This window comes from Streptomyces sp. NBC_00435 (assembly GCF_036014235.1).
Taxonomy (GTDB): Bacteria; Actinomycetota; Actinomycetes; order Streptomycetales; family Streptomycetaceae; genus Streptomyces.
On the sequence record NZ_CP107924.1, the window covers coordinates 7,117,522 to 7,142,763 of the forward strand.

At 71.9% G+C, this 25,242-nt stretch carries 22 protein-coding genes and 1 pseudogene; 15 read left to right on the plus strand and 8 right to left on the minus strand.

Going from position 1 to position 25,242, the window contains the following annotated elements; translation table 11 throughout:
• The first annotated feature begins 32 nt into the window (after positions 1 to 32).
• The 3 genes and pseudogenes from OG389_RS32090 to OG389_RS32100 all read left to right on the plus strand — a co-directional run.
• Positions 33 to 1,292, plus strand: a complete 1,260-nt coding sequence (locus OG389_RS32090) for an extracellular solute-binding protein (protein WP_328302169.1) — start codon at positions 33 to 35, stop codon at positions 1,290 to 1,292.
• A 165-nt stretch (positions 1,293 to 1,457) separates the two neighbouring features.
• Positions 1,458 to 2,306, plus strand: coding sequence for a GNAT family N-acetyltransferase (locus tag OG389_RS32095; RefSeq protein ID WP_328302171.1), 849 nt, complete (start codon positions 1,458 to 1,460; stop codon positions 2,304 to 2,306).
• Positions 2,303 to 2,833, plus strand: a pseudogene (locus OG389_RS32100) (lysophospholipid acyltransferase family protein); the annotation flags it as partial. The gene OG389_RS32095 and the pseudogene OG389_RS32100, both read left to right, overlap by 4 nt.
• 236 nt (positions 2,834 to 3,069) lie before the next feature.
• Here the strand turns inward: OG389_RS32100 and egtD are convergent.
• Genes egtD through egtA form a run of 4 tightly spaced genes read right to left on the minus strand, consistent with a single transcriptional unit; the run spans position 3,070 to position 7,644 of the window.
• A complete protein-coding gene (gene egtD / locus OG389_RS32105) occupies positions 3,070 to 4,122 on the minus strand; it encodes an L-histidine N(alpha)-methyltransferase (protein WP_328302173.1) in 1,053 nt (350 codons plus the stop codon).
• Positions 4,119 to 4,907 carry an ergothioneine biosynthesis protein EgtC gene (egtC, locus tag OG389_RS32110; RefSeq protein WP_328302175.1) on the minus strand — a complete coding sequence of 263 codons (789 nt, stop codon included), beginning with the start codon at positions 4,905 to 4,907 and terminating at the stop codon, positions 4,119 to 4,121. Before egtC ends, egtD begins: the two co-directional genes overlap by 4 nt.
• Positions 4,907 to 6,229: an ergothioneine biosynthesis protein EgtB gene (egtB, locus tag OG389_RS32115; RefSeq protein WP_328302177.1), complete on the minus strand. Its 1,323-nt coding sequence runs from the start codon at positions 6,227 to 6,229 to the stop codon at positions 4,907 to 4,909. The genes egtC and egtB overlap by 1 nt, the downstream gene beginning before the upstream one ends.
• A complete protein-coding gene (gene egtA, locus OG389_RS32120; protein WP_443059374.1) occupies positions 6,226 to 7,644 on the minus strand; it encodes an ergothioneine biosynthesis glutamate--cysteine ligase EgtA in 1,419 nt (472 codons plus the stop codon). Before egtA ends, egtB begins: the two co-directional genes overlap by 4 nt.
• A gap of 71 nt (positions 7,645 to 7,715) precedes the next feature.
• On the opposite strand from egtA, the gene OG389_RS32125 reads away from it, so the two are divergent.
• Together OG389_RS32125 and OG389_RS32130 are read left to right on the plus strand one after the other, a co-directional pair.
• On the plus strand, positions 7,716 to 8,561 hold the full coding sequence (locus OG389_RS32125) for a TIGR02452 family protein (RefSeq protein WP_328302179.1): 846 nt from the start codon (positions 7,716 to 7,718) through the stop codon (positions 8,559 to 8,561).
• 236 nt (positions 8,562 to 8,797) lie between these two features.
• On the plus strand, positions 8,798 to 9,145 hold the full coding sequence (locus OG389_RS32130; RefSeq protein ID WP_328302181.1) for a hypothetical protein: 348 nt from the start codon (positions 8,798 to 8,800) through the stop codon (positions 9,143 to 9,145).
• Positions 9,146 to 9,198: 53 nt separating this feature from the next.
• Here the strand turns inward: OG389_RS32130 and OG389_RS32135 are convergent, their stop codons facing one another.
• Positions 9,199 to 9,660, minus strand: coding sequence for a type II toxin-antitoxin system PemK/MazF family toxin (locus OG389_RS32135; RefSeq protein ID WP_328302183.1), 462 nt, complete (start codon positions 9,658 to 9,660; stop codon positions 9,199 to 9,201).
• A gap of 633 nt (positions 9,661 to 10,293) precedes the next feature.
• On the opposite strand from OG389_RS32135, the gene OG389_RS32140 reads away from it, so the two are divergent.
• Positions 10,294 to 11,499 carry a glycosyltransferase gene (locus tag OG389_RS32140; RefSeq protein WP_328302185.1) on the plus strand — a complete coding sequence of 402 codons (1,206 nt, stop codon included), beginning with the start codon at positions 10,294 to 10,296 and terminating at the stop codon, positions 11,497 to 11,499.
• A gap of 584 nt (positions 11,500 to 12,083) precedes the next feature.
• Here the strand turns inward: OG389_RS32140 and OG389_RS32145 are convergent.
• Together OG389_RS32145 and OG389_RS32150 are read right to left on the minus strand one after the other, a co-directional pair.
• Positions 12,084 to 12,779, minus strand: a complete 696-nt coding sequence (locus tag OG389_RS32145) for an alpha/beta fold hydrolase (protein WP_328302187.1) — start codon at positions 12,777 to 12,779, stop codon at positions 12,084 to 12,086.
• A 130-nt stretch (positions 12,780 to 12,909) separates the two neighbouring features.
• Positions 12,910 to 14,187 carry an MFS transporter gene (locus tag OG389_RS32150; RefSeq protein ID WP_328302189.1) on the minus strand — a complete coding sequence of 426 codons (1,278 nt, stop codon included), beginning with the start codon at positions 14,185 to 14,187 and terminating at the stop codon, positions 12,910 to 12,912.
• A 562-nt stretch (positions 14,188 to 14,749) separates the two neighbouring features.
• On the opposite strand from OG389_RS32150, the gene OG389_RS32155 reads away from it, so the two are divergent.
• The 9 genes from OG389_RS32155 (at position 14,750) to OG389_RS32195 (ending at position 24,257) form a co-directional block, all read left to right on the plus strand.
• Positions 14,750 to 15,739 carry a LacI family DNA-binding transcriptional regulator gene (locus tag OG389_RS32155; protein ID WP_328304261.1) on the plus strand — a complete coding sequence of 330 codons (990 nt, stop codon included), beginning with the start codon at positions 14,750 to 14,752 and terminating at the stop codon, positions 15,737 to 15,739.
• Positions 15,740 to 16,054: 315 nt separating this feature from the next.
• Entirely contained in the window at positions 16,055 to 17,254 is a 1,200-nt protein-coding gene (locus tag OG389_RS32160) for a thiolase family protein (protein ID WP_328302191.1), read from the plus strand.
• Positions 17,255 to 17,477: 223 nt separating this feature from the next.
• Positions 17,478 to 18,917 carry an aldehyde dehydrogenase family protein gene (locus OG389_RS32165; protein WP_328302192.1) on the plus strand — a complete coding sequence of 480 codons (1,440 nt, stop codon included), beginning with the start codon at positions 17,478 to 17,480 and terminating at the stop codon, positions 18,915 to 18,917.
• Positions 18,918 to 19,049: 132 nt separating this feature from the next.
• Positions 19,050 to 19,523, plus strand: coding sequence for a thioredoxin family protein (locus OG389_RS32170; RefSeq protein WP_328302193.1), 474 nt, complete (start codon positions 19,050 to 19,052; stop codon positions 19,521 to 19,523).
• A gap of 39 nt (positions 19,524 to 19,562) precedes the next feature.
• A complete protein-coding gene (locus OG389_RS32175) occupies positions 19,563 to 20,993 on the plus strand; it encodes a dihydrolipoyl dehydrogenase family protein (RefSeq protein ID WP_328302194.1) in 1,431 nt (476 codons plus the stop codon).
• Between the two features lie 391 nt (positions 20,994 to 21,384).
• Complete coding sequence (locus tag OG389_RS32180; protein WP_067161837.1) at positions 21,385 to 21,588, plus strand: cold-shock protein; 204 nt, start codon at positions 21,385 to 21,387, stop codon at positions 21,586 to 21,588.
• Positions 21,589 to 21,987: 399 nt separating this feature from the next.
• The gene (locus tag OG389_RS32185; protein WP_328302195.1) at positions 21,988 to 22,662 is read left to right on the plus strand and encodes a pyridoxine/pyridoxamine 5'-phosphate oxidase; all 675 of its coding nucleotides are present in this window, start codon (positions 21,988 to 21,990) and stop codon (positions 22,660 to 22,662) included.
• 87 nt (positions 22,663 to 22,749) lie between these two features.
• Complete coding sequence (locus tag OG389_RS32190; RefSeq protein WP_328302196.1) at positions 22,750 to 23,526, plus strand: class I SAM-dependent methyltransferase; 777 nt, start codon at positions 22,750 to 22,752, stop codon at positions 23,524 to 23,526.
• 26 nt (positions 23,527 to 23,552) lie between these two features.
• Positions 23,553 to 24,257: a M24 family metallopeptidase gene (locus tag OG389_RS32195; protein WP_328302197.1), complete on the plus strand. Its 705-nt coding sequence runs from the start codon at positions 23,553 to 23,555 to the stop codon at positions 24,255 to 24,257.
• A gap of 71 nt (positions 24,258 to 24,328) precedes the next feature.
• Here OG389_RS32195 and OG389_RS32200 read toward each other — a convergent pair whose 3' ends face one another.
• On the minus strand, positions 24,329 to 24,916 hold the full coding sequence (locus tag OG389_RS32200; protein ID WP_328302198.1) for a sulfite oxidase-like oxidoreductase: 588 nt from the start codon (positions 24,914 to 24,916) through the stop codon (positions 24,329 to 24,331).
• Positions 24,917 to 25,242 lie beyond the last annotated feature (326 nt).

The following is a 25,242-nucleotide window of genomic DNA, read 5'->3' on the forward strand; positions in this document are numbered from 1 at the left end:
ATCTGAGATTCATCCCCAGAAGGTGACTTTTCGTGAAGATGCGCTTCCTTGCCGTGTCCACCGCTCTCGCGGCGGCGACCGCCCTCACCGGCTGCAGTCTGGCCGGATCGGCGGCCGGTCCGCAGAAGGTGACGCTCTGGTTGATGAAGGGCAGCGCCTCCGACGATTTCATCAGCCAGTTCAGCAGCACCTTCGAGAGGGAGCACCCGGGGATCGACCTCGACGTCAGGATCCAGGAGTGGAAGGGCATCGGGGACAAGGTCAACGCCGTACTGGCCGGCACCGGCAAGGAGGGGGCCGACGTCATCGAGGTCGGCAACACCCAGGTCGCCCAGTACGTCGAGACCGGTGGCGTCAGCGAACTCACCCTCGAAGCCCTGCGCCAGTGGGACGGCAAGGACTGGCTGAAGGGTCTCTCCGACCCCGGCAGCGTCAACGGCGCCCAGTTCGGCGTCCCCTGGTACGCCGCCAACCGTGTGGTGATCTACAACAAGGACCTCTTCGCGAGCGCCGGGATCAAGGCGCCGATCAGGACCCGCCAGGAGTGGATCCAGGCCACCCAGAAGCTCGACAAGGGCAGCCAGCAGGGCATCTACCTCGCCGGGCAGAACTGGTACGTCCTCGCCGGCTTCGTCTGGGACGAGGGCGGCGAACTCGCCGTCGAGGGCGGCGGCCAGTGGCTCGGCACCCTCGACGACGAGAAGGCCCTGGCCGGGATGGAGTTCTACAAGCAGCTCCAGGCCCTCGGCAACGGCCCCAAGGACGCCGACGAGGAGACGCCCCCGCAGTCCGACGTCTTCGCCCGCGGCGGGATCGCCCAGATCATCGCCCCGCCCGGCCAGGCCGCCGCCATCGAGGCCGCGAACCCCGAGCTCAAGGGCAAGCTCGGCTTCTTCCCGATCCCCGGCAAGACCGCCGACAAGGTGGGCGCCGTCTTCACCGGCGGCTCGGACCTGATCGTCCCGGAGAAGACGAAGCAGCGTAAGAACGCGGTCGCGGTGATCACGGCCCTGGTCAGCGAGAAGTGGCAGACCGAGCTGGCCCGCACGATGAGTTACGTACCCAACAAGACCACCCTCGCGCACGTGGTCGAGGGCAACGAGGGTGCCACCGCGATGGCCCCCGGCGCCGCCCAGGGCCGCGCAACCCCGAAGTCCGCCCGCTGGGCCGAGGTCGAGTCCAACAACCCGATCAAGCCGTTCATGACGGCGGTCCTCACCGGCCAGGACCCCAAGGACGCCGCGAAGACGGCCTCCGACAGCATCAGCAAGGTCCTCAGCTCCGACCGCTGATCGCCGGGACCCGCCGGGCGCGGCGGGCCCCGCCCGGCAAGTTCAGCGTCCGCACATCCGAGGGCCGCGAGGCGGCCATGTCGAATCCAGCCGGTCACGGAAGAAGTAAAGGAGCCAGGCCGCACCACCTGCCGGCCTGGCTCCCGTGCCGGACCAGGAGCCGCCATGACCATCGCACCCCTGTCCCCGTCCGTCGTGTCCCCGACCGCCCTGTCCCCTTCCGCCCTGTCCCCTTCCACCCCGCCCCTCGCCTCCGTCCCGGAGCCCGCCCGGCCCGCGGCCCCCGCACCCCGCTACGCCGTACGCCTCGCCCGCGACGAGGACGAGGTGCGCGCCGCCCAGCGGCTGCGCCACCTGGTCTTCGCCGGCGAGCTCGGCGCCCGGCTGGACGGCCCCGAGCCGGGCCTGGACGTCGATGCCTTCGACGCCTACTGTGACCACCTCCTGGTCGTCGACGAGGAGACCGGGCAGGTCGTCGGCACGTACCGGCTGCTGCCGCCCGAACGCGCCGCCGTCGCCGGACGCCTCTACTCCGAGGGTGAGTTCGACCTCTCCGCCCTCGCCCCCATCCGCCCCGACCTGGTCGAGGTCGGCCGCTCCTGCGTCCACCCCGACCACCGCAACGGCGCCGTCATCGCCCTCATCTGGGCCGGTCTGGCCCGCTACATGGACCGCTCCGGGCACAACTGGCTCGCCGGCTGCTGCTCGGTACCGCTCGCCGACGGCGGGGTCCTCGCCGCCGCCACCCGAGAGAACGTCCTCACCCGCAACCTCGCCCCCGTCGAGTACCGGGTCACCCCGCACCGCCCCTGGAGCCCCGGGGGCATCGACTTCCCCGCCCGCACGGAACTGCCCCCACTGCTGCGCGGCTACCTGCGCCTGGGCGCCTGGGTCTGCGGCGAGCCCGCCCTCGACGCCGAGTTCGGCTGCGCCGACCTGTACGTCCTGCTCTCCCTGCGCCGCACCAACCCCCGCTACCTCAAGCACTTCCTCGCGCTCGCCCCGGTCGCATGAGCGTCTGGCTCCCGACCTCGCCCTGCACCCCCGTCGTCTGCGCCGACCACGAGGGCCGCACCGCGAGCGTGCCGCGCGCCGTACTGAGGCTCGCCGCGGCCGTCGCACTGATCCTGCTCGGGATCATCGGCGCCCCGCCGCTGCGCCTGCTGCCGCAACGGCCCCGGCACGTGGTCGTCCGCGCCTGGGCGGCCGCGCTGCTGGGCGCCTTCGGCCTGCGGATCACCGTGCACGGGAGCCCGGGCCCGGACGGCGGTCGCCTGATCGTCTCCAACCACATCTCCTGGCTCGACATCCCACTCGTCGCCGCCGTCATGCCCTCCCGGATGCTGGCCAAGAGTGACATCCGGAACTGGCCCGTCCTCGGCCCGCTCTCCCGGCAGGCCGGCACCCTGTACATCGAGCGCGACCGGATCCGCGCCCTGCCCGCCACCGTCGCCACCGTCACCCGGGCCCTGCTCGCCGGCGACCGGGTCACCGTCTACCCCGAGGGGTCCACCTGGTGCGGGCGCGCCCAAGGACCCTTCCGCCGGGCCGCGTTCCAGGCCGCGCTGGACGCGCGGGTGCCCGTACAGCCCGTACGGATCGCCTACCTGCTCGACGACGGGAGTCCGGCCGGGGCACCCGCGTTCGTCGGGGACGATCCGCTGACCGCCTCGCTCTGGCGGATCGCGCGGGCCCGCGGGGTGCGCGCCGAGGTGTGGCTGCTGCCGCGGATCCCGCCGGGCCGGCACACGGACCGGCGGGACCTCGCGGCCGCCGCTCAGAGCGCCGTGCTCGGGGAACCCGGTCCGTCGGCGGGATCGGCACGCCCACTCCTGCCGGGCGTCCCCGCCCAGCCGTCGGTGCCGATGCCGTCCGCCACTGACAGCGACAGGGCGAACCGGCCCGCGGCGTCCGTCCACCAATGGGTCAACTCAAGTCCCGCGGACGCCAGTTCCTTCCGGAGTCCCTCCTGACGGAACTTCGCCGAGATCTCCGTCAGGATCTCCTCACCCGCTTCGAAGGGCACCTCCAGATCCAGCGCCCGGACCTTCACCACCGCGGGCGTCCGGGCCCGCAGCCGCATCTCGATCCACTCGTGCTCCCGGTTCCACACCGCCACGTGAGCGAAGTCGGCGGTGTGGAAGTCCGCGCCCAACTCCCGGTTGATGACGGACAGCACGTTCCTGTTGAACTCGGCAGTCACCCCCTGCGCGTCGTCGTAGGCCGACACCAGAACCGCCGGGTCCTTCACCAGGTCCGTCCCCATCAGCAGCGCGTCCCCGGGCGACAGCATCGCCCGTACGTCCGCCAGGAACACCGCCCGCTCCGCCGGCAGCAGGTTCCCGATCGTGCCGCCCAGGAACACCACCAGCCGGGGCCCGGGGGAGTCCGGCAGCCGCAGCGCCCGGGTGAAATCGGCCACCAACGCGTGTACGCGCAGACCCGGATGATCCGCCAGCAGCGCCTCGGCCGCCCCGGTCAGCGCGCTCTCGCTCACGTCCACCGGTACGTACGTGTCCAGCGCGGGCAGCGCCTCGATCAGGTGCCGGGTCTTCTCCGAAGAGCCGGAACCCAGTTCCACCAGGGTCCGGGCACCGCTCTCCGAAGCGATCTCCTGCGCCCGCTCCAGCAGGATCTCCCGTTCGGCGCGCGTCGGGTAGTACTCGGGCAACCGGGTGATGTCCTCGAAGAGTTCACTGCCGCGCGCGTCGTAGAACCACTTGGGCGGCAGCGTCTTCGGGGACCCGGTCAGCCCGTTGCGCACATCCGTACGCAGCGCGGTCTCGGCGGCGTGCTCGTCGAGGGTGCGGGTCAGCTGGAAGTCGTTCACGGGCGTTCGTCTCCTTGGTGCGGTGCGCCGGTGGGGGTCTCCTTCAGGGAGACGAGGTCGATCCGGGTGCGGGTTGCGGTAAGCAGGGTCCGGTCGGGCACCTCGCACCAGCGCGGATCGTCGTCGTAGGGCTCCGACGCGACCACCGTGCGCTGCGCGGCCGCGTCGGACAGGTACCAGAGCGAATCCCCCCAGGCCGTCGCCGCGATCATCAGTCCGTCGGTCAGCAGCAGGTTCAGCCGTGATCCGGGCGCGGCCGCGGCCAGCTCCCGCACCGGCCCGGCGAGCGCCGCGCCGAGGTCGGGCTTCTCGCGCAGCCGGTGCAGGACCAGCGCCCAGATCAGCGCCGAATCCGTACGCGCGGCCAGCGAGAGCAACTCCTGCGGCGCCAGCCGGGCCGCGAGCGGGGCCGCGGAGTTCGGCCAGTCCCGCAGGGCCCCGTTGTGGCTGAACAGCCACGGCCCCTCCGCGAACGGCGCGGCCGCGGCCTCCCCGTCCGCCCCGGCCCGCGTGGCGTCCCGTACGGCGGCCAGCACGGCCTCGCTGCGGACCACCCGGGCGAGGTCGCTGAAGGTCAGGTCGCCCCAGACCGGCCGGGCCCGCCGGTAGCGGGCGGGCACCGGATCGTCCTCGGCGTACCAACCGACGCCGAAACCGTCGGCGTTGACCGTTCCGTGCCGCTGTCGGCGCGGCTCCCACGACTGCCGTACCAGGGAGTGCTCGGGCTCGCTCAGCAGCCGGCCGAGGCTCACGAGTGGTCCCAGATAAGCGAGGTGACGGCACATCAGGCGGTCACCGCGGGTCCTGCGTCGCGTGCGGTCCGGAAGCCGGAGAAGATCTGGCGGCGCACCGGCAGGTCCCAGTTGCGGAAGGTTCCGCGGCAGGCCACGGGGTCCACGGCGAAGGACCCGCCGCGCAGCACCTTGTGCTCCGAGCCGAAGAACACCTCCGAGTACTCGCGGTAGGGGAACGCCCGGAACCCGGGGTACGGGAGGAAGTCCGAAGCCGTCCATTCCCACACGTCCCCGATCAGCTGGCGCACCCCGAGCGGGGAGGCGCCGGCCGGATACGCGCCCGCGCGGGCCGGCCGCAGATGGCGCTGGCCGAGATTGGCGTGCGCGGGCGTGGGGTCCACGTCGCCCCACGGGTAGCGGGTGGACCGGCCGGTCCCCGGATCGTGGCGGGCGGCCTTCTCCCACTCCGCCTCGGTGGGCAGCCTGCGCCCCGCCCAGCGGGCGTACGCATCGGCCTCGTACCAGCTGACGTGCAGCACCGGCTCGTCCCCGGGCACCGGCTCGGTGACCCCGAAGCGGCGGCGCAGCCAGACCTCGCCCTCACGGTGCCAGAACAGCGGGGCCTCGATCCCGTGCCGGCGGATCTCCTCCCAGCCGGCCGGGGCCCACCACCGCTCCTGCCGGTAGCCGCCGTCCGCCATGAACACCTGGTACGCGGAGTTGGTCACCGGCACCGTGTCGATCCAGTACGCCTCCGTGTCCCGCTGGTGCGCGGGCCGCTCGTTGTCCAGCGCCCACGGCTCCGCGGAGGTGCCCATCGTGAACGGCCCGGCGGGTACGAGGACTTCGCCCGCAGGTGGTGGCGGTCCTTGCGGCGGCTCGGGATCGGGCGCCGTGAGCACGGGGGCGCCATGCCGGAGTTGATGAGTGATCAGCATGGTCTCGTCGTGCTGCTGTTCGTGCTGGGCGATCATCCCGAAGACGTAGCCGTCGTCCAGCAGCGCCGTGCCCTCCAGTGGGGTGCGCTCCAGCAGGTCGAAGACCCGCCCGCGCACTTCGGCGGCGTACCGGCGGGATTCGTCCGGGTCCAGCAGCGGCAACTTCGGGCGCTCCGAACGGGGATGCTCGAACGCGTCGTAGAGCGGGTCTATCTCGGGGTGCAGGGACTCCCGGCCGGCGACGTTGCGCAGCAGCCAGAGCTCCTCCATGTTCCCGATGTGTGCGAGGTCCCACACGAGCGGAGACATCAGAGGGGAGTGCTGGGCGGTCAGGTCCCGGTCGGTGACGGGATCGGTGAGTCCGGCCGTACGGATCCGTGCCGCGGTCAGGGCGGCGGCGGCCCGCTCGCGCAGCAGCTCCGGTTCGGTGGTCATGAGCGTGCCTCCTCGCCGGCCGGCTGCGGATGTGGGCGCGGATACGGCTGGGTTCGGGCCTGTGCCTGTGCCTGTGTCCGGGCCTGCTTCCGTGACTGCGGCTTCCCGGTCCCCTGCGGCTCGGCCCGGTCGTCGGCGGGGCAACGTCCACGGAACGCGTAGCGCTCGGTGAACTCGCCCACCGTGTCGCTGACATGACTGCTCGCTCCCAGCCGGGGCAGCGCCGCGGCGGCGGCCCGGAAGCAGGCGCGGGCGGCGGACCTCAGCTCCGGGTCGGACAGGGCGTGCCGCGCGGCGTGGCGCCACAGCGGATTGCGCGGCGCGGGCTGGGAACCGTAGGAGTCGGCCAGTCCCTTCGCCACCCGGTACGCGGTCTCCGCGGCCTCCGGGTCGTCGAACAGCGCGTGCACGACGGCCACCGGAACCAGCCAGCCGTCCTCGCCGGGCTGGGCGTCGATCATCCGCAGCTCCAGATGGCCGCGGGGGCGTACCGGCGGGAAGAGCGTGGTCAGGTGGTAGTCCAGATCCCCGGCGGTCGCCGGCCGGGGGCCACCGGAGCGCAGCCAGTCGCGGAAGGTCAGCCCGCGCGGCACCGCCCAGGGCCCGCCCTCCCCGTCGCTCCGCACGCACATCACCTCGGTGTCCAGCGCCTGCCGGGTCCACGCGCCGCGGGGCTCCGCCTCCAGCGGCGGGGCCAGGCAGCGGCGGGTGTCGAGGTCGCTCCAGACCCCCTGGCGGGCACACCGCCAGCCGGCGTACGGGCCTTCGTGTGCGGGGGAGTTGGCGAAGGCCGCGACCAGTACCGCGCCGAGGAGGTGGGCGAGGCGCCAGCGGCGGCCGTGGCCCAGCGGGCCCGGCTCCTCGTGACCGGCGTCCACACAGACCTGGACGGACGCGGAGGCGCACATCATGGCGCGCCCGGCCGGCCCGGTGCGGTCGAAGTAGGTCTCCATGGCCTCGTAGCGCGGGCTGGTCAGCATCCGCCGCAGGGGGCCGCGCGGGTCCTGGCCGAGACCGCGCAGCACCAGGCCCCGCTCGCCCAGGGCGGCCCTGACGGCGACCAGATCGGCCTGGAGGCCGTCCACGCACCCGGTCAGGGAAGCGGCGGGGGCGGAGCTCAGCTCCAGCTGACCGCCGGGCTCGACGGTGACGCGGGAACTCAGGGCAAGCGCGTGGGCGGCGTCGTGCGCGGCGGAGAGCCGCTCGTGTGACACGGGCCGGTCGGGGTGCTCGGCGTCGAACACCAGCCATTCGAGCTCGGCTCCGAGCAGTCGGGGCGGGCCGGTCTTGAAGCAGATGCCGTGGACCAGTTCCTCGGCGGCGGTTTCGGTCAGGGGAGTGGGTACGGCTGAGCCAGGTGATGCGGCGTCCTGGGGCATGACGGGGCCCTCGTCTCGCTTCGTCGGCTGTGACATGAACCCGCCTACCCGTCCGTTGGGGCACAAAATCCCTTGAAACGCTCCGCCGGAGCGTCGAAGATCACCGCATGAGCGGCAGATTGCGCGAGATCGCGCGGGAGAACGCGGAGATCGTGGCGGCCGGGGGTTACCGGACGCGGTCGGGGCGGCAGGTGGCACTCGCCGCCGCCGTGGCGGAAGCCAAGGCAGGAACCAGGATATATGGGCCAAACCGGGTCGATCCAGGCGAACTGATCCTGTCGGGTGCCGGCAGGACCGCCGTCGAGGTCACCGACGAAAGCAGTACGGTCGCTGCCCGCAGGCTCGCGGGGGACCACCCCGGGCAGGCCTCGGTGGCCGTCCTGAACTTCGCTTCGGCCCGCAATCCCGGGGGCGGCTACGTCCGCGGGGCCAAGGCCCAGGAGGAGGCGCTCTGCCGCGCCTCGGCGCTCTACGAGACCCTCCTGGAGGCTCCGGAGTACTACGGGATCCACCGCGCCGAGGTCAGCACGTTCTACACCGACCGGGTGATTCACTCGCCCGGGGTCCCCGTCTTCCGCGACGACCGGGGCGATCTGCTGGACACCCCCTTCCGGGCGGGCTTCCTCACCTCCCCGGCCCCGAACGCGGGCACGATCCGCCGCCAGGAGCCGCAGCGGGTGCCGGAGATCCCGGCCGCCCTCGCGCGCCGGGCGGAGCTGGTGCTGGAGGTGGCGGCGCTGCACGGGTACCGGGGCCTGGTGCTGGGGGCGTGGGGCTGCGGGGTCTTCCAGAACGACCCGGCCCAGGTGGCGGAGGCCTTCCGAGGCCTGCTGGCGGGGCGCTTCGCGGGGGTTTTCGAACGGGTGGTGTTCGGGGTGCTCGACCGCAAGCCGCAGACGCGCGAGACCTTCGAGCGGGTACTGGCGGACCTCGTGGGTGCCGAAGGGCGCTGAAGCGCTGAGGCGTACCGGACGGCGCGAGGAGCGGGGAGGGAGCGCGGAGGGGGCGGGTAGGGGGCGCGGAGGGGCGCGGGTCGCGCGCACCAGCTCCAGGCGCGCCTCCGCTCCCCGCATTCGGGTGACGGCCGCGGTGATCCCTGGGGTGCGCGCCAGGGGATCTCGACACTGGTCGTGATCACGACACCGATCGTGATCGGACCTGACTGTCGGTGACGTCGAGGGGAATTCGTATGAGCGCGATGCGGGCGTTGAGGTATGCGCTGAAGAGCGCGGTGAGGACGACCGTGACGGTCGGCGCGGCCCTGACCCTGTGCATGGGGCTGTCCACCAGCGCCCACGCGGCCGCGGGCGAATTCAGGTACGTCAACGTGAACGAGGATGATTTCACCCTGGAGAACCCCGTGAACGGTGAGTGCTTCCTGCTGGTGAGCGGTGCGAGGAGCGCGCGGAACGCCACCAACGCCCGGGCCTCGCTCTTCGCCGAACGCGACTGCGAGGGTCCGTCCGCGCTGGTGCTCCGGCCCGGCACCTTGGCCCGCTTCGCAGCGGCCGTTCCGCACAGCGTGCGCTTCGGCTGAAGGGCTGCGGCGGCCGAGGTGCGCCCCTGGCGGCCACACCTCTGCCCGGGCGGCTACCGCCAGCCGTACCGCTCGCGCAGCCGGTCCACCACCAGCTGGAACCGCCCCCGGTCCAGCGCGCACGCTTCGCGCCGCATGCCGTCCTCGTGTACGCGCAGCACCCGGTCCACGTCCACCCAGGACTCCCGGCCGGCGCTGTCCCACGGCCCGGTCCCGATGGGGACCCACTCCCGGTCCTGGTCGTGCCGCTTGCTGGACAACTGCACGGCCAGGAGCGTGCCGGCCGCCTCGCGGGCCACGACCAGCACCGGGCGGTCCTTGCCGCGCCCGTCGTTCTCCTCATAGGGGACCCAGGTCCACACGATCTCGCCGGGGTCGGGATCCCCGTCGCGATCGGGGGCGTAGGAGGTCTGCACCGGCCCGATGGCATGCGGATCGGCCTCGGCGGTCGCGGTGTCGCCGTCCCGGCCGGGCTGCTCGAGGTGGCCGCTGCTGTGGTGTGAAAGTGCCGTCATTCGGGCGAGGTTACCGGGTGGCCTGTGCCGTCGCGACGACCTGGGCGGTGCGGGAGCGGCGGGTTGGTCGGGGGCGTTGAGGGGGCCGGGGGGCGTCCCGGCAGTCGAGCGTCCTTCCGTGGTGGGCCGGTCCGTCAAGGGCGCTCCTCCTTCGTCGTCGCGTCGCTGCGCGATGGCCTTCGGCCACCCTTGACGGACCGTCCCACCACGGAAAAACACAAGACTTCCGGGATCCCCCCGGGGAACGGCCTGGAGGGACGGATGGGGAGGAGCGGGCACGTCAGAGACGTACGCGCCCTCTCGGGCCGGTCAGCCAGACCCGTCACCGGTCAGGACCGCCCAGCTGGAGCGGATGGCTGCCCGGGACGGTCAGAGCTTCCAGGAGCGGGGGGTCGGCCACCCTTGCCGAGACTTCGCGCGGCTTGCACGAGCGCAAGGACGACCCAGGGCCCCGGGCGGTCGGTGGGCGCGTCAGATCGCTACACACTCTCGCTCGGCTCAGCGACTGCGAGTGGGTTCGTGGTTCCTGCCCCTCTTCAACGTATAGCGGACCGGGGGGCTTGCGGCAAGGGCCGGTATGTACCGCAGAATCGGCGGTCCAAGGCGCGGACCTGCGGAAATGGGAGTTGTGAGATGCGAGTGTTGCTGACTGCGTGGGGATCGCGCGGGGATGTCGAGCCGTTGGTGGGACTGGCGGTCGGGTTGCGTGCGCTCGGTGCGGAGGTACGGGTGTGCGCGCCGCCGGACGAGGAGTTCGCCACGCTGCTGGAGCGTGCCGGTGTGCCGCTGGTGCCGCTCGGCCCGACCGTGCACTCGGTGGTCGCCGGCCCGAGGCCGCCAACGGCGAAGGACGCGTTCCGGCTCGCTCCCGCGCTGGTTGCCGCGCGGTTCGAGACGCTCACCGCTGCGGCCGAGGGATGTGACGTACTGCTGGCGACCGGGCTGATGCCGGCCGGCGCACGGGACGTGGCCGAGAAGCTGGGCATCCGCTACGTGTACGCGTGCTTCCACATCTACGGACTGCCGTCGACGCACTTCGCTCCGGGCTCGAGGCCCGGCAAGCCGTCCCCGCAGGGGGAGACCGACAAGCGGGTGCTGTGGGAGCAGGATGCCCAGAGGGTGAACGGGTTGTACCGCGAGTCGCTCAACGCCCATCGGGCGGAGATCGGTCTGCCGCCGGTGGACAACGTCCGCGACCACGTATTCACCAACCAGCCGTGGCTGGCGGCAGACGCGACACTGTGTCCGTCGCAGGGCATGACGGACCTGGACATCGTGCAGACCGGAGCGTGGATCCTCCCCGACGACCGTCCCCTCCCGGAGGGGCTGGAGGCATTCCTGCACGCGGGTACGCCACCGGTGTACGTGGGTTTCGGCAGCATGGCCGCACACGCCCCGAAGGGGATCGCCCGGGTGGCCATCGAAGCGTGCCGCGCCCAAGGCCGACGCGTACTCCTCGCCCGTGGCTGGGCGGACCTGGCCCCCGTCGACGACGCCGACGACTGCTTCGTCGTCGGCGAGGTCAACCAACAGGCACTGTTCCCCCGAGTGGCCGCCGTAGTGCACCACGGCGGCGCGGGCACCACGACAACAGCGACCCGGGCAGGCGCACCCCAGGTGGTGATCCCCCGGATCGCGGACCAGCCGTACTGGGCCGCCCGCGTGGCCGAACTGGGCATCGGATCGGCTCACACCGACCCGACACCCACCTTCGACTCCCTGTCCACCGCGCTCACCAAGACACTGACCCCCGAAACCCGAGCGCGGGCCCAAGCCATGGCCGGCACGATCCGCACCGACGGAGCAACACTGGCCGCGAAGCTCCTCGTATCCGCCTAAAACCCAGACCCGAGAGCCGAGCCAAGCCGAGCCAAGGCAAGTCGAGCTGATTTTCTGTCTGTCTGTCTGTCCAGCTACGGACGGTGGTCAGTCGCTTAGCCGAGTGGGAGTGTGTAGCGATCTGATGCGCCCACCGACTGCCCGGGGCCCTGGGTCGTCCTTACGCTCATGCTGGCCGTGCGAAGGTGCGGGAAGGGTGGCCGACCCCCCCGCTCCTGGAGGCTCTGACTGTCCCGGGCGTCTATTCCGTCCGGCTGGGCGGTGCCGATGGGTGTCGGGTTCGGATGACCGGCGGGAAAGGGCCTGGGGTCTGCCAGTCTGCCCGTTCCTCCCGATCCGTCCCTCCCGGCCGTTCCTCGGGGGGATCCCGGAAGTCTTGTGGCGTTTCGGGGTGGGTCGGTCGGTCAAGGGTGGCCGAAGGCCATCGCGTAGCGACGCGACGACGAAGGAGGAGCGCCCTTGACGGGCCGGCCCGCGCCGAAAGGACACTGGACTGCCGGGCTCCCCCCGGACCCTGTCAACGCCCCCGACCAACCCGCAGCACCTGGCGGCCACGAAGTGGATCTGACGAAGCGTTCCCCTCGTCAGATCCACCCCTCCAACGACCCCATGAAGCCGTCGAAGTCGTCCCGGTGGATGGTGTGTCCGGCCCCGGCGACCGAACGGACCTCGAAGCCGCGCTCTCTGAGTACCGCCGCGCGCTCCGGGGAGATGAGGAAGCTCGGGTCGGCCAGCTGCACGAGGGACGGGACCACCGGCGCGGGCGGCAGCAAGTCCATGCCCGTCAGCGGGGTGAGGCTCATCGCGGTCGCCTCGTCCCAGGCTGCCAGGGTCGCCAGCTCGATGTCCACGTCGACTTCCTCCCAGCGCGGGTTCATCGCCTGGATCTGTTCCTTCGGCGCAGCCTTGAACTGGGCGAACATCTCGGGACCGAAGCCTGCGCCGAGCTCTGCCAAGTGCCATGCCGGGTCGGAGAACACGGCCCGCCTCGGCTTCAGCCGGTCGACGGCGAAGGAGAGGGTCAGGCCGCCCAGGGAGTGCCCGATGGCGAGCTCGGCGCCGGCCGGGAGCGTCTCGACCACGTCGTCGGCGAAGGCCTCCGGGCTGTACTCGCCTCGGCCGCTGGCACCGTGGCCGCGCAGGTCCACGGCGATGACGCGGTAGCCGCGGTCGGCGAGGGCGGGACCCACCCGGCGCCAGGTCCGGTGGTCGGCCATGATCCCGTGGATCAGGAGGGCGATACGGTCGCCTTCACCCCAGGTGTGGGTGTGGAGCTGCACGGTAGTGCCTTTCGCATCAAGGTTGCTGAGTACAGAGCTGAGCACAAACACAACAGACCAAAACAACTCACTCAAGAGCTGATCCGATCCCTATCGATCCTTATCGGTCCTTACCGACCCCTACCGATCCCTACCGAACGCCGCGGATCGGCTTGACCGCCAGTGCGCCTGCCACGGCGAGCGCGGCCGCCGCGACGAACAGGGCCGTGTAGCCGCCGCTCACGGACACGATCACCGAGGCGACGAACGGGGCCACGATCTGCGGGCCGGCATTGGCGATGTTGAGTACGCCCATGTCGCGCGCGGCGTCCTCGGCCTTGGGGAGCACCATCGTCACCAGCGCGGTGTCCACGGCCATGTACGAGCCGAACGCGAGGCCGTTGATCACGGCGAAGGCCAGCATCGCCGTCCAGCTGGTCGACAGCGCCGGGATCAGCAGGGCGACGGCGGACAGCAGCGCGGAGGCGCCGACGAAGAGCTTGCGGCGGTCGTACTTGTCGGAGAGCCATCCGCCCAGGACGGTGGAGGCGACCATCGCCACGCTGGTCAGCGGCATCATGATCGCCACGGCTGCCTCCGGCTTCATGCCGTCGGGCAGCACGGTGTGGTCCTGGAGGATGTACAGCTGGTAGCCGCTCACCGAGAAGTAGCCGAGGACGAGCAGCGCCCGCCCGATGAACGCCCAGCGGAAGTCGTGGTCCTTGAGCGCGCTCGCGAAGGCTGCCAGCTGTGCCTTGACCGGCATCGCGGCCTTGGCGGGCCGTCGCTGCTCGCGGGTGCAGACGGTGAACAACACGGCAGCGCCGGCGACGAGCGCACCGAAGATCAGGTACCCGGTGCGGTAGTCGTCCGAGAAGGCCGCGCCGACCAGGGCGCCGACGGTGGAACCCAGCGGCAGGCCGAGGCCGACGGCGGCGGAGGCCTTGCCACGGGCGCTCATCGGTACCCGGTCGGGGACCACGGAGGTGATGGCGGCCTGGTAGATGTTCATCACGGCCTGGCCGAGGCACCAGGCGATCGTGATGAGCAGGATCGTGTCCGCGAGACCCAGCAGGAACATCGCCGGTATCGCGGCGAGTCCACCGCCCAGGATCCACGGGTTGCGCCGTCCGCTGCGGTCGGACAGGGCTCCGGCGACGGGGTTGAAGACCGTTGCGAAGATCGCCGAGACCCCCGCGATCAGGCCGAAGTTGGAGACCTTGTTGGCCGCGTCGATGTCTTCGACCTGGAGCGCGAGGAGTACACCGGCGACACCGATGTACAGCGCGTACATGGCTCCGTTGCCGACGAGGAGCAGGGGAAGCAGTCCGCGTCCGGGGCCGGACCCGGGGCCGGACCCGGTGGAGGAGTCGGCGCAGGCGTCGGTGGTGGCGGCGGCGGTGCCGGTGCCGGGGGAGGAAAGGGCCACGGTGCCCTCCTGGGCAGTTGGTGAAGGGGGTAACGGGACGAGGAGGTACGGAACGAGGAGCTACGGAACGAGGAGCTACGGAACGAGGAGCTACGGAACGAAGGGAGGTACAAAACGAAGGGAGGTACAAAACGAAGGGAGGTACGGAACAACGCGGCACCCAAGGGGCGGTACCGGAAGGGGTGCGCGCCGCCCCGTCACGACGGCGGGGGTGCGTCGGAACGCGACGGGGCGGCGGCACGGCTGGGCAACGGCACCGGCACGTGTGGGGACACCCGTGGAGACACCCTTGGTGAAGCTGGGGTGACGCCAGGGTTACACGTGTCAATGAATCGTGTAACCACTGTGTAGCATTCGTTTCCGGCCATCCGCTAGCCCCTGGGCGCAACCGGTCTGGAAAGATGCCACGGCAATGTCTCAGTCATCGAAACCGCCGAAGCCGTCCGAGTCGCCGTCACCCACGACGGCTGCGGTGACCGCCCCCGCCGACCCCGCGGCCCCCGCACCCCCGGCCCCCGCACCCCCGGCCCCCGAACCCGCCGCCCCCGCGCCGCCCCCGCCCGTGCCGACCAGCGCGGACGTGGCCCGGCTCGCCGGAGTGTCGCGCGCGACGGTCTCGTACGTCCTGAACAACGCGGAGGCCGTACGCATCAGCGAGCCGACCCGCCGCAAGGTGCGCGCGGCCGCCGAGGAGCTCGGCTACGTCCCCCACGCGGCCGCCCGCAGCCTGCGCGCCGGGCACACGCGCATCGTGCTGCTGCCCACCTCGCACGTGCCGATCGGACCGCTGTACAGCAGCTTCCTCAACGAGTTGCAGTGGGCGCTGCGCAGCCTCGACTACACGGTGGTCCAGTACGGCAGCCTCGGCCTCACCGGTGACGAGGCCGCGCGCGCCTGGGCCGAGCTGCGCCCGGTCGCGGTGATCTCCCTCGGGGAGATCACCCTGTCCGCGCACAACGTGGCCACGCTCAAGCGGGCCGGGGCGCGTGCGGTGATAACGATGGGTCCGGTCAGCGTTCCCGGGGCGCACGCGCTGGTCATGGACCAGGCGGAGGTCGGCGCGCGGGCGGCGGCGCACCTGGTGGAGCACGGCCGGCGGCGGATCGGTGTGATCGTGCCGGAGGAGGAGGGCCTGGAGCTGTTCTCCACCCCCCGGCTCGAGGGCGCGCGGTCCGCGGCGGCGTCCGTGGCGGGATCGGAGGTCGTGGCCCTGCCGATGGCCTACTCGGAGGAGTCGGCGGCGGCGCTGGCGGAGCGCTGGCGGTCGCTGGGGCTGGACTCGGTGTTCGCGTACAACGACGAGTACGCGATGCTGCTGATGCGGGCCCTCCAGGACGCGGGACTGCGGGTCCCGGAGGACGTCGCCGTCATCGGGGCGGACGACCTGCTGATCGGACGGTTGCTTCGGCCGCGACTGAGCACGGTGCAGATCGAGATGCCGACGGGGGAGCGGTTGGCGGGGCTGGTGGATCAGGCGGTACGGGAGCCTTCGGCAGTGGTGCGGCGGTACGACCTGATGGCGGCGGTGGCGCTGCCGCGCGAGTCGACGTGAACCGGGGGCTCCGCCGGCCCGTGCCCGCTCGCGCCGCTGCCGGTCGGTAGCCGCGACGGTTGCCGCGCGCGGTGGCGGCGCGGGCGGCGCGGGCGGGGCGGGGACGAAGCGGGGGAGCGGCGGCCAGGCGCAGCCCGGACCGGGGGCCGGGTACCGGCAGGTCGGGGCGTGGCCGGCCGCTGGGGGCCGTTGACAGGCGGGGACGGCGGGACGGAGACTTCGGGCGCGCCCCACAGGGCGCGGGCGGAGCGTGCGCCGGGCCGGACAGCGGTGTCGGTGTGCCGCGCCGCCGGCCGCTCGCCCAGGAGGGACTCCATGAGCATCCGTACCGTCCGCGACGTCTACGTCGTCGACGCCGTCCGCACCCCGATCGGGAAGTTCGGCGGCGCCCTCGCCGGTGTCCGCCCCGACGACCTGGCCGCCCACGTGGTGCGGGCGCTCGTGGACCGTACGCCCGCACTCGATCCGGCCCGCATCGACGACGTCGTCTTCGGCGACGCCAACGGCGCGGGCGAGGACAACCGTGACGTGGCCCGTATGGCGGTGCTGCTCGCGGGGCTGCCCGTGACCGTGCCGGGGGTCACCGTCAACCGGCTCTGCGGCTCCGGGCTCGAAGCGGTCGTCCAGGCGGCCCGGGCCATCGCGCTCGGCGACGCCTCCGTCGCCATCGCGGGCGGTGTCGAGTCGATGTCCCGGGCCCCATGGGTGGTGCAGAAGCCGGAGCGGACCTACCCCGCAGGGCACCAGCAGATGTGGTCCACCACGCTCGGCTGGCGGATGACCAACCCCCGGATGCCCGCCGAGTGGACCGGTTCCCTCGGCGAGGGCGCCGAGCTCGTCGCCGACAAGCACTCCATCAGCAGGGAGGCGCAGGACGCCTTCGCGCTGGAGAGCCACCGCAAGGCGGCGGCGGCCTGGTCCGCCGGGCAGTACGACGCCGAGGTCGTTCCGTACGCGGGGGTGGATCTGCTGCGGGACGAGTGCATTCGCGAGGGATCCACCCCGGAGGCGCTCGCGCGTCTGAAGCCCGCCTTCCGGAGCGACGGCACCGGCACGGTCACCGCCGGGAACGCCTCGCCGCTCAACGACGGCGCCGCCGCACTGCTGTTGACGGACGAGGAGGGCCTCGCCGCCACCGGACGGGAGCCGCTGGCCAGGATCAGTGCCTCCGCCGTCACCGGGATCGAGCCCCAGCTCTTCGGCCTGGGACCGGTGGACGCCGTCGAGCGGGCTCTCGCCAAGGCGGGCCGCGGTTTCGGGGACCTGACTGCCTTCGAGCTCAACGAGGCTTTCGCCGCGCAGGCGTTGGGCTGTCTCGCCGCATGGCCGGAGCTGGATCCGGCCGTGGTCAACCCGCGCGGCGGGGCCATCGCGATCGGGCACCCGCTCGGCGCGTCGGGGGCCCGGCTGGCGGGCTCGGTGGCGCACCAGCTGGCGGCGGCCGGATCCGGGACCGGTGTAGCGGCGCTCTGCATCGGTGTGGGCCAGGGCATCGCCCTCGTTCTCGAGCGCTGACCCGCGCTGCTCGTCGGCGGTGGCGGGGTCGATGGCGGTAGCGGGCGGCAGTGACATCGATGTCCTCACCTCACCCCGGGGAGTCGATCGTTTCCGGTCACAGTGGGAGAGTAACTGCGCAGTAAATGAAGGGAATTGATGCCCGCGGGTCAGGGCGGTGGCAGCATGGCGCGTGCTGCCGCCCCCCCACACAAAGCCCGCCCGCACCCGGAGGCCCCGCGCCATGCCGCTCCTCGATCCGACGCTCTGGCAGGACGGACCCACCCTGACCGGCGGTACCGCCCCGGTGGTCGAACCCGCCACCGGTCAGACCCTCGCGACCATCGACCTGGCCGCCCCGGCCGACGTGGCGGAGACCGCCGTACGGGCCCGCGCGGCCCAGCGTCAATGGGCGCGGGCCGCCCACTTGGAGCGGGCGGCCTTGCTGCGCCGGGCGGGGGACCTGTTCGCCACGCACTCCGAGGAGTTGCGGGACTGGCTGGTGCGGGAGTCCGGATCGATCCCGGGCAAGGCGGACTTCGAGCTGCACGTCGCCGCGCAGGAGTGCTACGAGGCGGCGGCGCTGGCCTCGAGGCCGGCCGGCCAGGTGCTGCCGAGCGAGGCGCCGCGGCTGTCGTTCACCCGCCGCGAACCGGTCGGTGTGGTCGGGGTGGTGGCGCCCTTCAACGCCCCGCTGATCCTCTCGATCCGCTCGGTCGCGCCCGCGCTCGCGCTCGGCAACGCGGTGCTCCTCAAGCCGGACCGGCGCACCGCGGTCTGCGGCGGGCTCGCACTCGCCGCCGTCTTCGCGGCGGCCGGTCTGCCGGGCGGGCTGCTGCACGTCCTGCCCGGCGGCGCGGAGACGGGCGCGGCGGTGGTGGCCGATCCCCTGGTCCGGGTGGTGTCGTTCACCGGTTCCACGGCGAGCGGGCGGGCCGTCGGTGAACTGGCGGGCCGTCACCTCAAGCGCACCCACCTTGAGTTGGGCGGGAACTCCGCGCTCGTGGTGCTCCGTGACGCCGATGTGGAGGCAGCCGTGGCGCAGGCCTCGTGGGGCTCCTTCTTCCACCAGGGGCAGATCTGCATGACGACGGGCCGGCACCTCGTCCACACCTCGCTCCACGACGAGTTCGTGGAGCGGCTCGCCGCGCGCGCGGAGGAACTCGCGGTCGGTGACCCGTACCGCGAGCGCGTGCACCTGGGACCGCTCATCGACCGATCCCAACTGGAGCGGGTCCACGGCCTGGTGGAGGCCAGCACCGCACGCGGTGCCAAGCTCCTCGCGGGCGGGACCCACCGGGACCTCTTCTACCGGCCCACGGTGCTGGCGGGCGTCGGCGACGACAGCCCCGCCTACGCCCAGGAGGTCTTCGGCCCGGTCGCGCCGGTACGGTCCTTCGCGACGGACGAGGAAGCGGTGGAGCTCGCCTCCGCCGGCCCCTACGGACTCTCCCTCGGGATCGTGACCGGTGACGCGGCACGCGGGCTGGACCTGGCGGGGCGGATCCCGGTCGGGATCGCGCACGTCAACGACCAGACGGTCAACGACGAGGCGGTGGCCCCCTTCGGCGGCGTCGGCGCGTCCGGCACCGGCGCCCGCTTCGGCGGCGACGCGAACCTGGACGCCTTCACCGAGCTGCGCTGGACCACGCTCCGGGCCACCCCGGGCGGACACCCGTTCTAGGCGGTGGCCATCAGGGCCGGCACCCGTCCACTCCGCAGGCGCACCCGAGGAGGGCCGTGGCGCCGGTCCGGCGGGGGCGCGGAGCCCCTTGTGCGCGGCGGAGGGGAGCAGAATCGTGGGGCGTGACCAGGAATGCTTCGCGCCGGTCGTTCGTTCACGGAGAACAAGCAGAGCAGCACTCAGGAGGTCTGGAATACCGTGGCTACTGTCGAACTCACCAAGGAGAACTTCGACCGGACGGTGAGTGAGAACTCATTCGTACTGATCGACTTCTGGGCGGGCTGGTGCCGTCCCTGCCTGCAGTTCGCCCCGGTCTACGAGAAGGCCTCCGAGGCCAATCCCGACCTGCTCTTCGCCAAGGTGGACACCGAGGCGCAGCAGGAGCTCGCCGGGGCCTTCCAGATCAGCTCGATCCCGACCCTCATGATCGTCCGGGATCAGGTCGCGATCTTCTCCCAGCCCGGCGCGCTGCCGGAGGCCGCGCTGACGGACCTCATCGCGCAGGCCCGCGCCCTGGACATGGACGAGGTGCGCACGAAGATCGCCGCCGAGAAGAGCGGCGCCGACGGCGCGGCGGCCGAGGAGTCCGGCACGCCGGAGGCCTGATGCGTGACGGGCACCCGCCTGACGGTGAGACTGGCCCGTATGACTGAAGCGGTGGAGTACGACGTAGTGGTCCTCGGCGGGGGACCGGCCGGCGAGAACGTCGTCGACCGGACCCGCGCCGCCGGGCTCAGTACGGCCGTGGTGGAGGGCGAGCTGCTGGGCGGCGAGTGCTCGTACTGGGCCTGCGTGCCGAGCAAGGCGCTGCTGCGGCCCGTGCTGGCCCGGGCCGACGCGCGGCGGGTGCCCGGTCTGGCGGGTGCCGTGGCCGGTCCGCTGGACGCGCAGGCCGTGTTCGCGCACCGGGACTACTGGACCGGCAGCTGGAAGGACGACGGCCAGGTCGACTGGCTGGAGTCGGTCGGCGCCCACGTGTACCGGGGCCACGGGCGGCTCTACGGCGTCCGGAAGGTCGCCGTCACCAGCCCCGAGGGGGAGCACCACGTGCTCTCCGCCCGGCACGCCGTGGTCGTCGCGACCGGCACCCGGGCCGTGATCCCCGATGTGCCGGGCATCGAAGGCGCCCGGCCGTGGACCAGCCGCGAGGCCACCTCCGCACAGGCGGTGCCGGGCAGGCTGCTGATCGTCGGCGGATCGGTGGCGGCCGCGGAGATGGCCACGGCCTGGCAGGCGCTCGGCTCCCGGGTGACCCTGCTCGTACGGGGCTCCGGGCTGCTCCCGCGCATGGAGCCGTTCGCCGGGGAGCTGGTCGCCGATGCGCTGCGCGAGGCCGGCGCGGTGGTCCGTACGGGCGTGGCCGTCGAGGCCGTCGTACGGGACGGTCCGACCGGGCCCGTCACCGTGGTGCTCGAGGGCGGCGAGCGGGTGGAGGGCGACGAGCTGCTGGTGGCGACGGGGCGGTCCCCGCGCACCGAGGACATCGGTCTGGACACCGTCGGGCTCACGCCGGGCGGGTGGATCGCGGTGGACGACAGCTGCCGGGTCCCGGGGATCGACTGGCTGTACGCGGTGGGTGACGTCAACCACCGGGCGCTGCTCACCCACCAGGGGAAGTACCAGGCCCGGATCGCGGGCGCCGTCATCGCGGCCCGCGCGGAAGGCGGCGCGCCGCTGGACAACGGTCCCTGGGGCGCGCACGCGGCGACCGCCGACACCGAGGCGCTCCCGCAGGCCGTCTTCACCGACCCGGAGGCCGCGTCGGTGGGCCTGACCCTGGCGGAGGCGGAACGGGCCGGCCACCGGGTGCGCGCCGTCGACTACGACCTCGGCAAGGTCTCCGGAGCGGGCCTGTACGCCGACGGGTACCGGGGCCGGGCCCGCATGGTGGTGGACCTGGACCGCGAGGTCCTGCTCGGCGTCACCTTCGTGGGACCGGGCGCGGCCGAGCTGCTGCACGCGGCGACCATCGCGGTCGCGGGGCAGGTGCCGATCGACCGGCTGTGGCACGCGGTGCCCGCGTTCCCGACGATCAGCGAGATCTGGCTGCGGCTGCTGGAGACGTACCGCGGTTAAGGACAAACGGTGGGGGTCCGCATGCGCACGGCTGTCGCGTCGGTGGGGCGATTGGGGTCCGGTACGGAATCCAGCCACTGGGTCCCGAATGCGTGCGGAGGATCACCCAAGAGGTAGATGCGGACACCTGTCTGTCAGGGTCTCCGTCGAGGCCCTCGGCCTCGCCACTGGTACCTCCGTCGTCGCCCTGATCCTCCTCCTGCCAGCTTTTTGTAGTGTGAGCAGCACTGTGCGTGTAACGTCAGCAGCAGCTGTCATGGTTCCGAAGTACCGGTCGCCCGTGAGTGCAACTTTCACGGGCGATTTTGCTGTTCCAGCGTCTCTGAGGACCAGGGCGATCACCTCCGGATCCCGCATGGTGCGGGACCGGTTTCTAGTCCTTGGAGGACACATGGCCACCGGAACCGTGAAGTGGTTCAACTCGGAAAAGGGCTTCGGCTTCATCGAGCAGGAGGGTGGCGGCCCGGACGTCTTCGCCCACTACTCGAACATCGCCACCCAGGGCTTCCGTGAGCTCCAGGAAGGCCAGAAGGTGAACTTCGACGTCACCCAGGGCCAGAAGGGCCCCCAGGCGGAGAACATCACCCCCGCCTAAGCCTTCCCGCCTCATAGCGGACGTCGCGGTATCAGCGGCGTCCCTGTACGAAAGCCCGGCCAGCCTCGTTCGCTGGCCGGGCTCTTGTATTGGTGGAGAGGCGTGCGAGCCTTCCCTGCTGCGGGCCGCGCCGGCATCCGGGTAGGCGGCCGCCGCCACGCCTGGCCCGTTTCGATGCCGGCCGTAGCTCCCGGCACATCTCTGCCGGTGGAGCTCCGGACGCGTTCCCGCGACGGGGATCCGGATCCCCTGTCGATCCGAGGGGGAGCGCGTATAGGCCAAAACCGCAGCTGTGGCCTATTTGGTCGATTCAACAAGCATTTGCCAGCTGATTTACGATCGAGCCCTAGCGGATGCAAGATACTGCTGTGAGGTTGTCGACGTCCGGAGGAGCTGAGGATGACAGCGGGCTCTGAGCGGGTGGGTGGTACACGGCAGTGGCTGCGCGGCCTTGGGGTCTTCGCCGGCCCGCTGCCGGATTTCGATCCAGACCATGCCCCGGCCGATCCGGTGCGGCTCTTCCTGTCCTGGCTGGTGGAGGCCGTGGCCGATGGTGTGCGCGATCCGCACGCGATGATGCTGTCGACGGTCGACTCCGCCGGTGACCCGGACGCCCGCGTGCTGATCCTCAAGGGGGTGGGTTCCTCGGGCTGGCAGTTCTCCGGGCACGCCTTCAGCCCCAAGGGCGGACAGCTCGCCTGCAACCCGCGGGCGGCCCTCACCTTCTACTGGCCGGAACACGGCCGCCAGGTCAGGATCCGGGGCAGCGTGACGCCGGGTACGGCCGAGGAGAACGCCGCCGACTTCCTGGACCGCTCGCCCACCGCTCGCGCGCACGCGCTGCTGGGCCGCCAGAGCCAGTACCTGACGGACGTGGCCGACCGGGACCAGGCCCTGGCGAAGTACCTGGCGCTGATCGAGCAGGAGCCCTCACTCGTCGACTCGGCCTGGACGCTCTACACCCTGGCCCCTGCCGAGGTGGAGTTCTGGCAGGCCGCGAAGAGCCGCATCCACACCCGACTGCGCTACGAACGTACCCGGGACGGCTGGGAGCGGTTCCGGCTCTGGTCGTAACAGCGACTCACCCGCACACGCAGGCCGGCACCTCCGGCGATACGCGGGTGCGCCCCTGTTCCTGCTCACAAGGCGAGGTAAGGACCCATGAACGTACGCACTCAGGACGGCAGTGCCGGCGACGTCGACTACGGCGCCATCGGCGCCGGATACGCGCCCTACCGCAGACCCGACACCCGCATCGCCCGGTTCATCGCCGAGGCCCTGGCCGGCACCCAGACCGTGCTCAACGTCGGTGCCGGCGCGGGGTCCTACGAGAGCGCCGCCCGCGCCGTGACGGCCGTCGAACCGTCCGAGTCCATGCGCGCCCAGCGTCCGGCCCGCCTCGCCCGTGCGGTCGACGCAGTGGCGGAGGACCTGCCGTTCGCCGACGGTGAGTTCGAGGGGGCGATGACGCTGTTCAGCGTGCACCAGTGGAGTGATGTCGCGGCCGGCCTGCGCGAGATGCGCCGCGTCACCTCGGGGCCGGTCGTCGTCCTGACCTGCGACCCGAAGCTCGTACGGGACTTCTGGCTCTACGAGTACGCCCCCGAGGTCCTCGACACCGAGGCCCGCCGGTACCCGCCCATCGAGGAGATGGCCGGCGCCCTCGGCGGCACGGGCACCATCCGCACCGTTCCGATCCCGCTGGACTGCACGGACGGCTTCAACGAGGCCTACTACGGCCGCCCCGAGCTCCTCCTCGACCCCGCTGCCCGGCAGGCCTGCTCCGCCTGGAGCTTCATCGACGACGGCGTGCGCGAACGCTTCGACGAGAGGCTCCGCCGCGACCTGGAGTCCGGGGCCTGGGACGAACGCTTCGGGCACCTGCGCACGCAGACCACGTACGAAGGGTCGCTCGTCATCGTCCGAGCGGCCCCGTGACAGGCCGACGGAAGAGGAACGGCACCATGGGAGCACCCGACCGCATGGACGAGCAACTGCGCGCCCTGGGTCTCGTCGAGGCCCAGCGCAAGGCCGAACGGCTCTTCGCCGAGGTCGAGGCCCGGGGCCTGGTCGCGCCGGGAGCGGGCGAGCGGGAGGTCAGTGACCGGATCCGGGATCTCGCGAACGAGCTGTTCGGTACGACGAAGCACTGGCACAAGCGGATCGTGCGCTCCGGGCCGCACACGTGCTTCCCGTACAAGGAGAACCCGCCGGACCGGATCATCGGCGAGGACGACATCGCCTTCGCCGACTTCGGCCCGATCTTCGAGGAGTACGAGGCGGACTTCGGCCGCACCTTCGTCTTCGGCGACGACCCGGTGAAGCATCGCCTCCGCGCGGACCTCGCGGAGGTCTTCGCCGCCGGTCGTCGCGCCTTCCGCGCCGATCCGGGGATCACCGGACGGCAGCTGTACGCGGAAGTCGAGCGGCTCGCAGGCGAGGCCGGGTGGAGCCTGGGCGGATGGCACGCCGGCCATCTGGTGGGGGAGTTCCCGCACGAGCTCATCGAAGGAGCGAAGTTCGAGTCGTACGTCACCCCGGACAACGACACCCCGATGCGCCGCACCGACGGGGCGGGCTGGCACTGCCACTGGATCCTGGAAATCCACCTCGTCGACGAGCGGCACGGCTTCGGCGGCTTCTACGAACAGCTCCTCGACCTCGCGTAACCCCTCCCGGGAGGGGTTACCGCTTGAAGGCCACCCCGGTCCGCTTCGCGGCGCGGGTGCCCGTGCGGCCCTCAGGGGGAGTCCTCCTCCTGGTAGGAGTGCCGCTGTTCCTTCCAGGGGTCCGCGATGTTGTGGAACCCGCGCTCCTCCCAGAACCCTCGCCGGTCCTGGGTCATGTACTCGATCGCGCGCAGCCACTTGGGCCCTTTGTAGCCGTACAGGTGCGGTACGACCAGGCGCAGAGGGAAGCCGTGCTCGACGGTCAGCGGCTCCCCGTTGTGGTGCATGGCCAGCAGGGTCCGGTCCGAAGCGAAGTCGGCCAGGCGCAGGTTGGCGCTGTACCCGTACTCGGCCCACGCCATGACGTGGGTGACCTCGGGCGCCGGCGGCGCCAGCTCCAGCAAGGCTCGGGCGGGCACGCCGTAGAACTCGTGGTCGGTCGTCGAGGGCCCCGACGCGCAGTGCATGTCGGTGACGACCGTGGTGCAGGGGAGAGCCGAGACTTCGTCGAAGGACCAACTGCGCTTCTCGCCCGAGGCGGTGGCGCCGAAGACCTGCAGGGTCCACCGCTCGGGCCGGAACCTCGGCACCGGCCCGTAGTGCGACACCGGCCAGCCCTTCGCCAGCTTCTGGCCAGGAGGAAGTTGTCCCGATCCCACGATGCCGCCCTGTTCTCCCGCATGCCGACGCGATGACGGCGAGCGCCTCTCCGCGAGTAGAAGTCTGCCAGCATCCGTTGCCCACCCGTGTCAGAGACGCGGAGGCCGACAGGTTCATAGGTATCACCAGGTCGTGGTCCCCTTCCGGGCGTGGGAACTGGTGCGGCAACCAATGCGCTTTCGGAGCCCCGGCGTGTTGACTGCTGCTGGCTCTCCCATCGTTCCGGTGCACCGCATGGGGTTCCGTCCCGCCGACGTATGCGGGGTGGGGGCAGCGGGAGCACGGGGTCGTGCGCCTTCGTCGGCAGAGCGGCAGGAAGAGGAGC

Coding starts and splice junctions, on each gene's coding strand:
- OG389_RS32130 (WP_328302181.1), top strand. CDS start 8,798: ATGAGCGCGATGCGGGCGTTGAGGTATGCGCTGAAGAGCGCGGTGAGG.
- OG389_RS32185 (WP_328302195.1), top strand. CDS start 21,988: ATGACAGCGGGCTCTGAGCGGGTGGGTGGTACACGGCAGTGGCTGCGC.
- OG389_RS32140 (WP_328302185.1), top strand. CDS start 10,294: ATGCGAGTGTTGCTGACTGCGTGGGGATCGCGCGGGGATGTCGAGCCG.
- OG389_RS32195 (WP_328302197.1), top strand. CDS start 23,553: ATGGGAGCACCCGACCGCATGGACGAGCAACTGCGCGCCCTGGGTCTC.
- egtA (WP_443059374.1), bottom strand. CDS start 7,644: ATGTCACAGCCGACGAAGCGAGACGAGGGCCCCGTCATGCCCCAGGAC.
- egtB (WP_328302177.1), bottom strand. CDS start 6,229: ATGACCACCGAACCGGAGCTGCTGCGCGAGCGGGCCGCCGCCGCCCTG.
- OG389_RS32180 (WP_067161837.1), top strand. CDS start 21,385: ATGGCCACCGGAACCGTGAAGTGGTTCAACTCGGAAAAGGGCTTCGGC.
- OG389_RS32160 (WP_328302191.1), top strand. CDS start 16,055: ATGAGCATCCGTACCGTCCGCGACGTCTACGTCGTCGACGCCGTCCGC.
- OG389_RS32175 (WP_328302194.1), top strand. CDS start 19,563: ATGACTGAAGCGGTGGAGTACGACGTAGTGGTCCTCGGCGGGGGACCG.
- OG389_RS32125 (WP_328302179.1), top strand. CDS start 7,716: ATGAGCGGCAGATTGCGCGAGATCGCGCGGGAGAACGCGGAGATCGTG.
- OG389_RS32190 (WP_328302196.1), top strand. CDS start 22,750: ATGAACGTACGCACTCAGGACGGCAGTGCCGGCGACGTCGACTACGGC.
- OG389_RS32170 (WP_328302193.1), top strand. CDS start 19,050: ATGCTTCGCGCCGGTCGTTCGTTCACGGAGAACAAGCAGAGCAGCACT.
- egtC (WP_328302175.1), bottom strand. CDS start 4,907: ATGTGCCGTCACCTCGCTTATCTGGGACCACTCGTGAGCCTCGGCCGG.
- OG389_RS32165 (WP_328302192.1), top strand. CDS start 17,478: ATGCCGCTCCTCGATCCGACGCTCTGGCAGGACGGACCCACCCTGACC.
- OG389_RS32095 (WP_328302171.1), top strand. CDS start 1,458: ATGACCATCGCACCCCTGTCCCCGTCCGTCGTGTCCCCGACCGCCCTG.
- OG389_RS32135 (WP_328302183.1), bottom strand. CDS start 9,660: ATGACGGCACTTTCACACCACAGCAGCGGCCACCTCGAGCAGCCCGGC.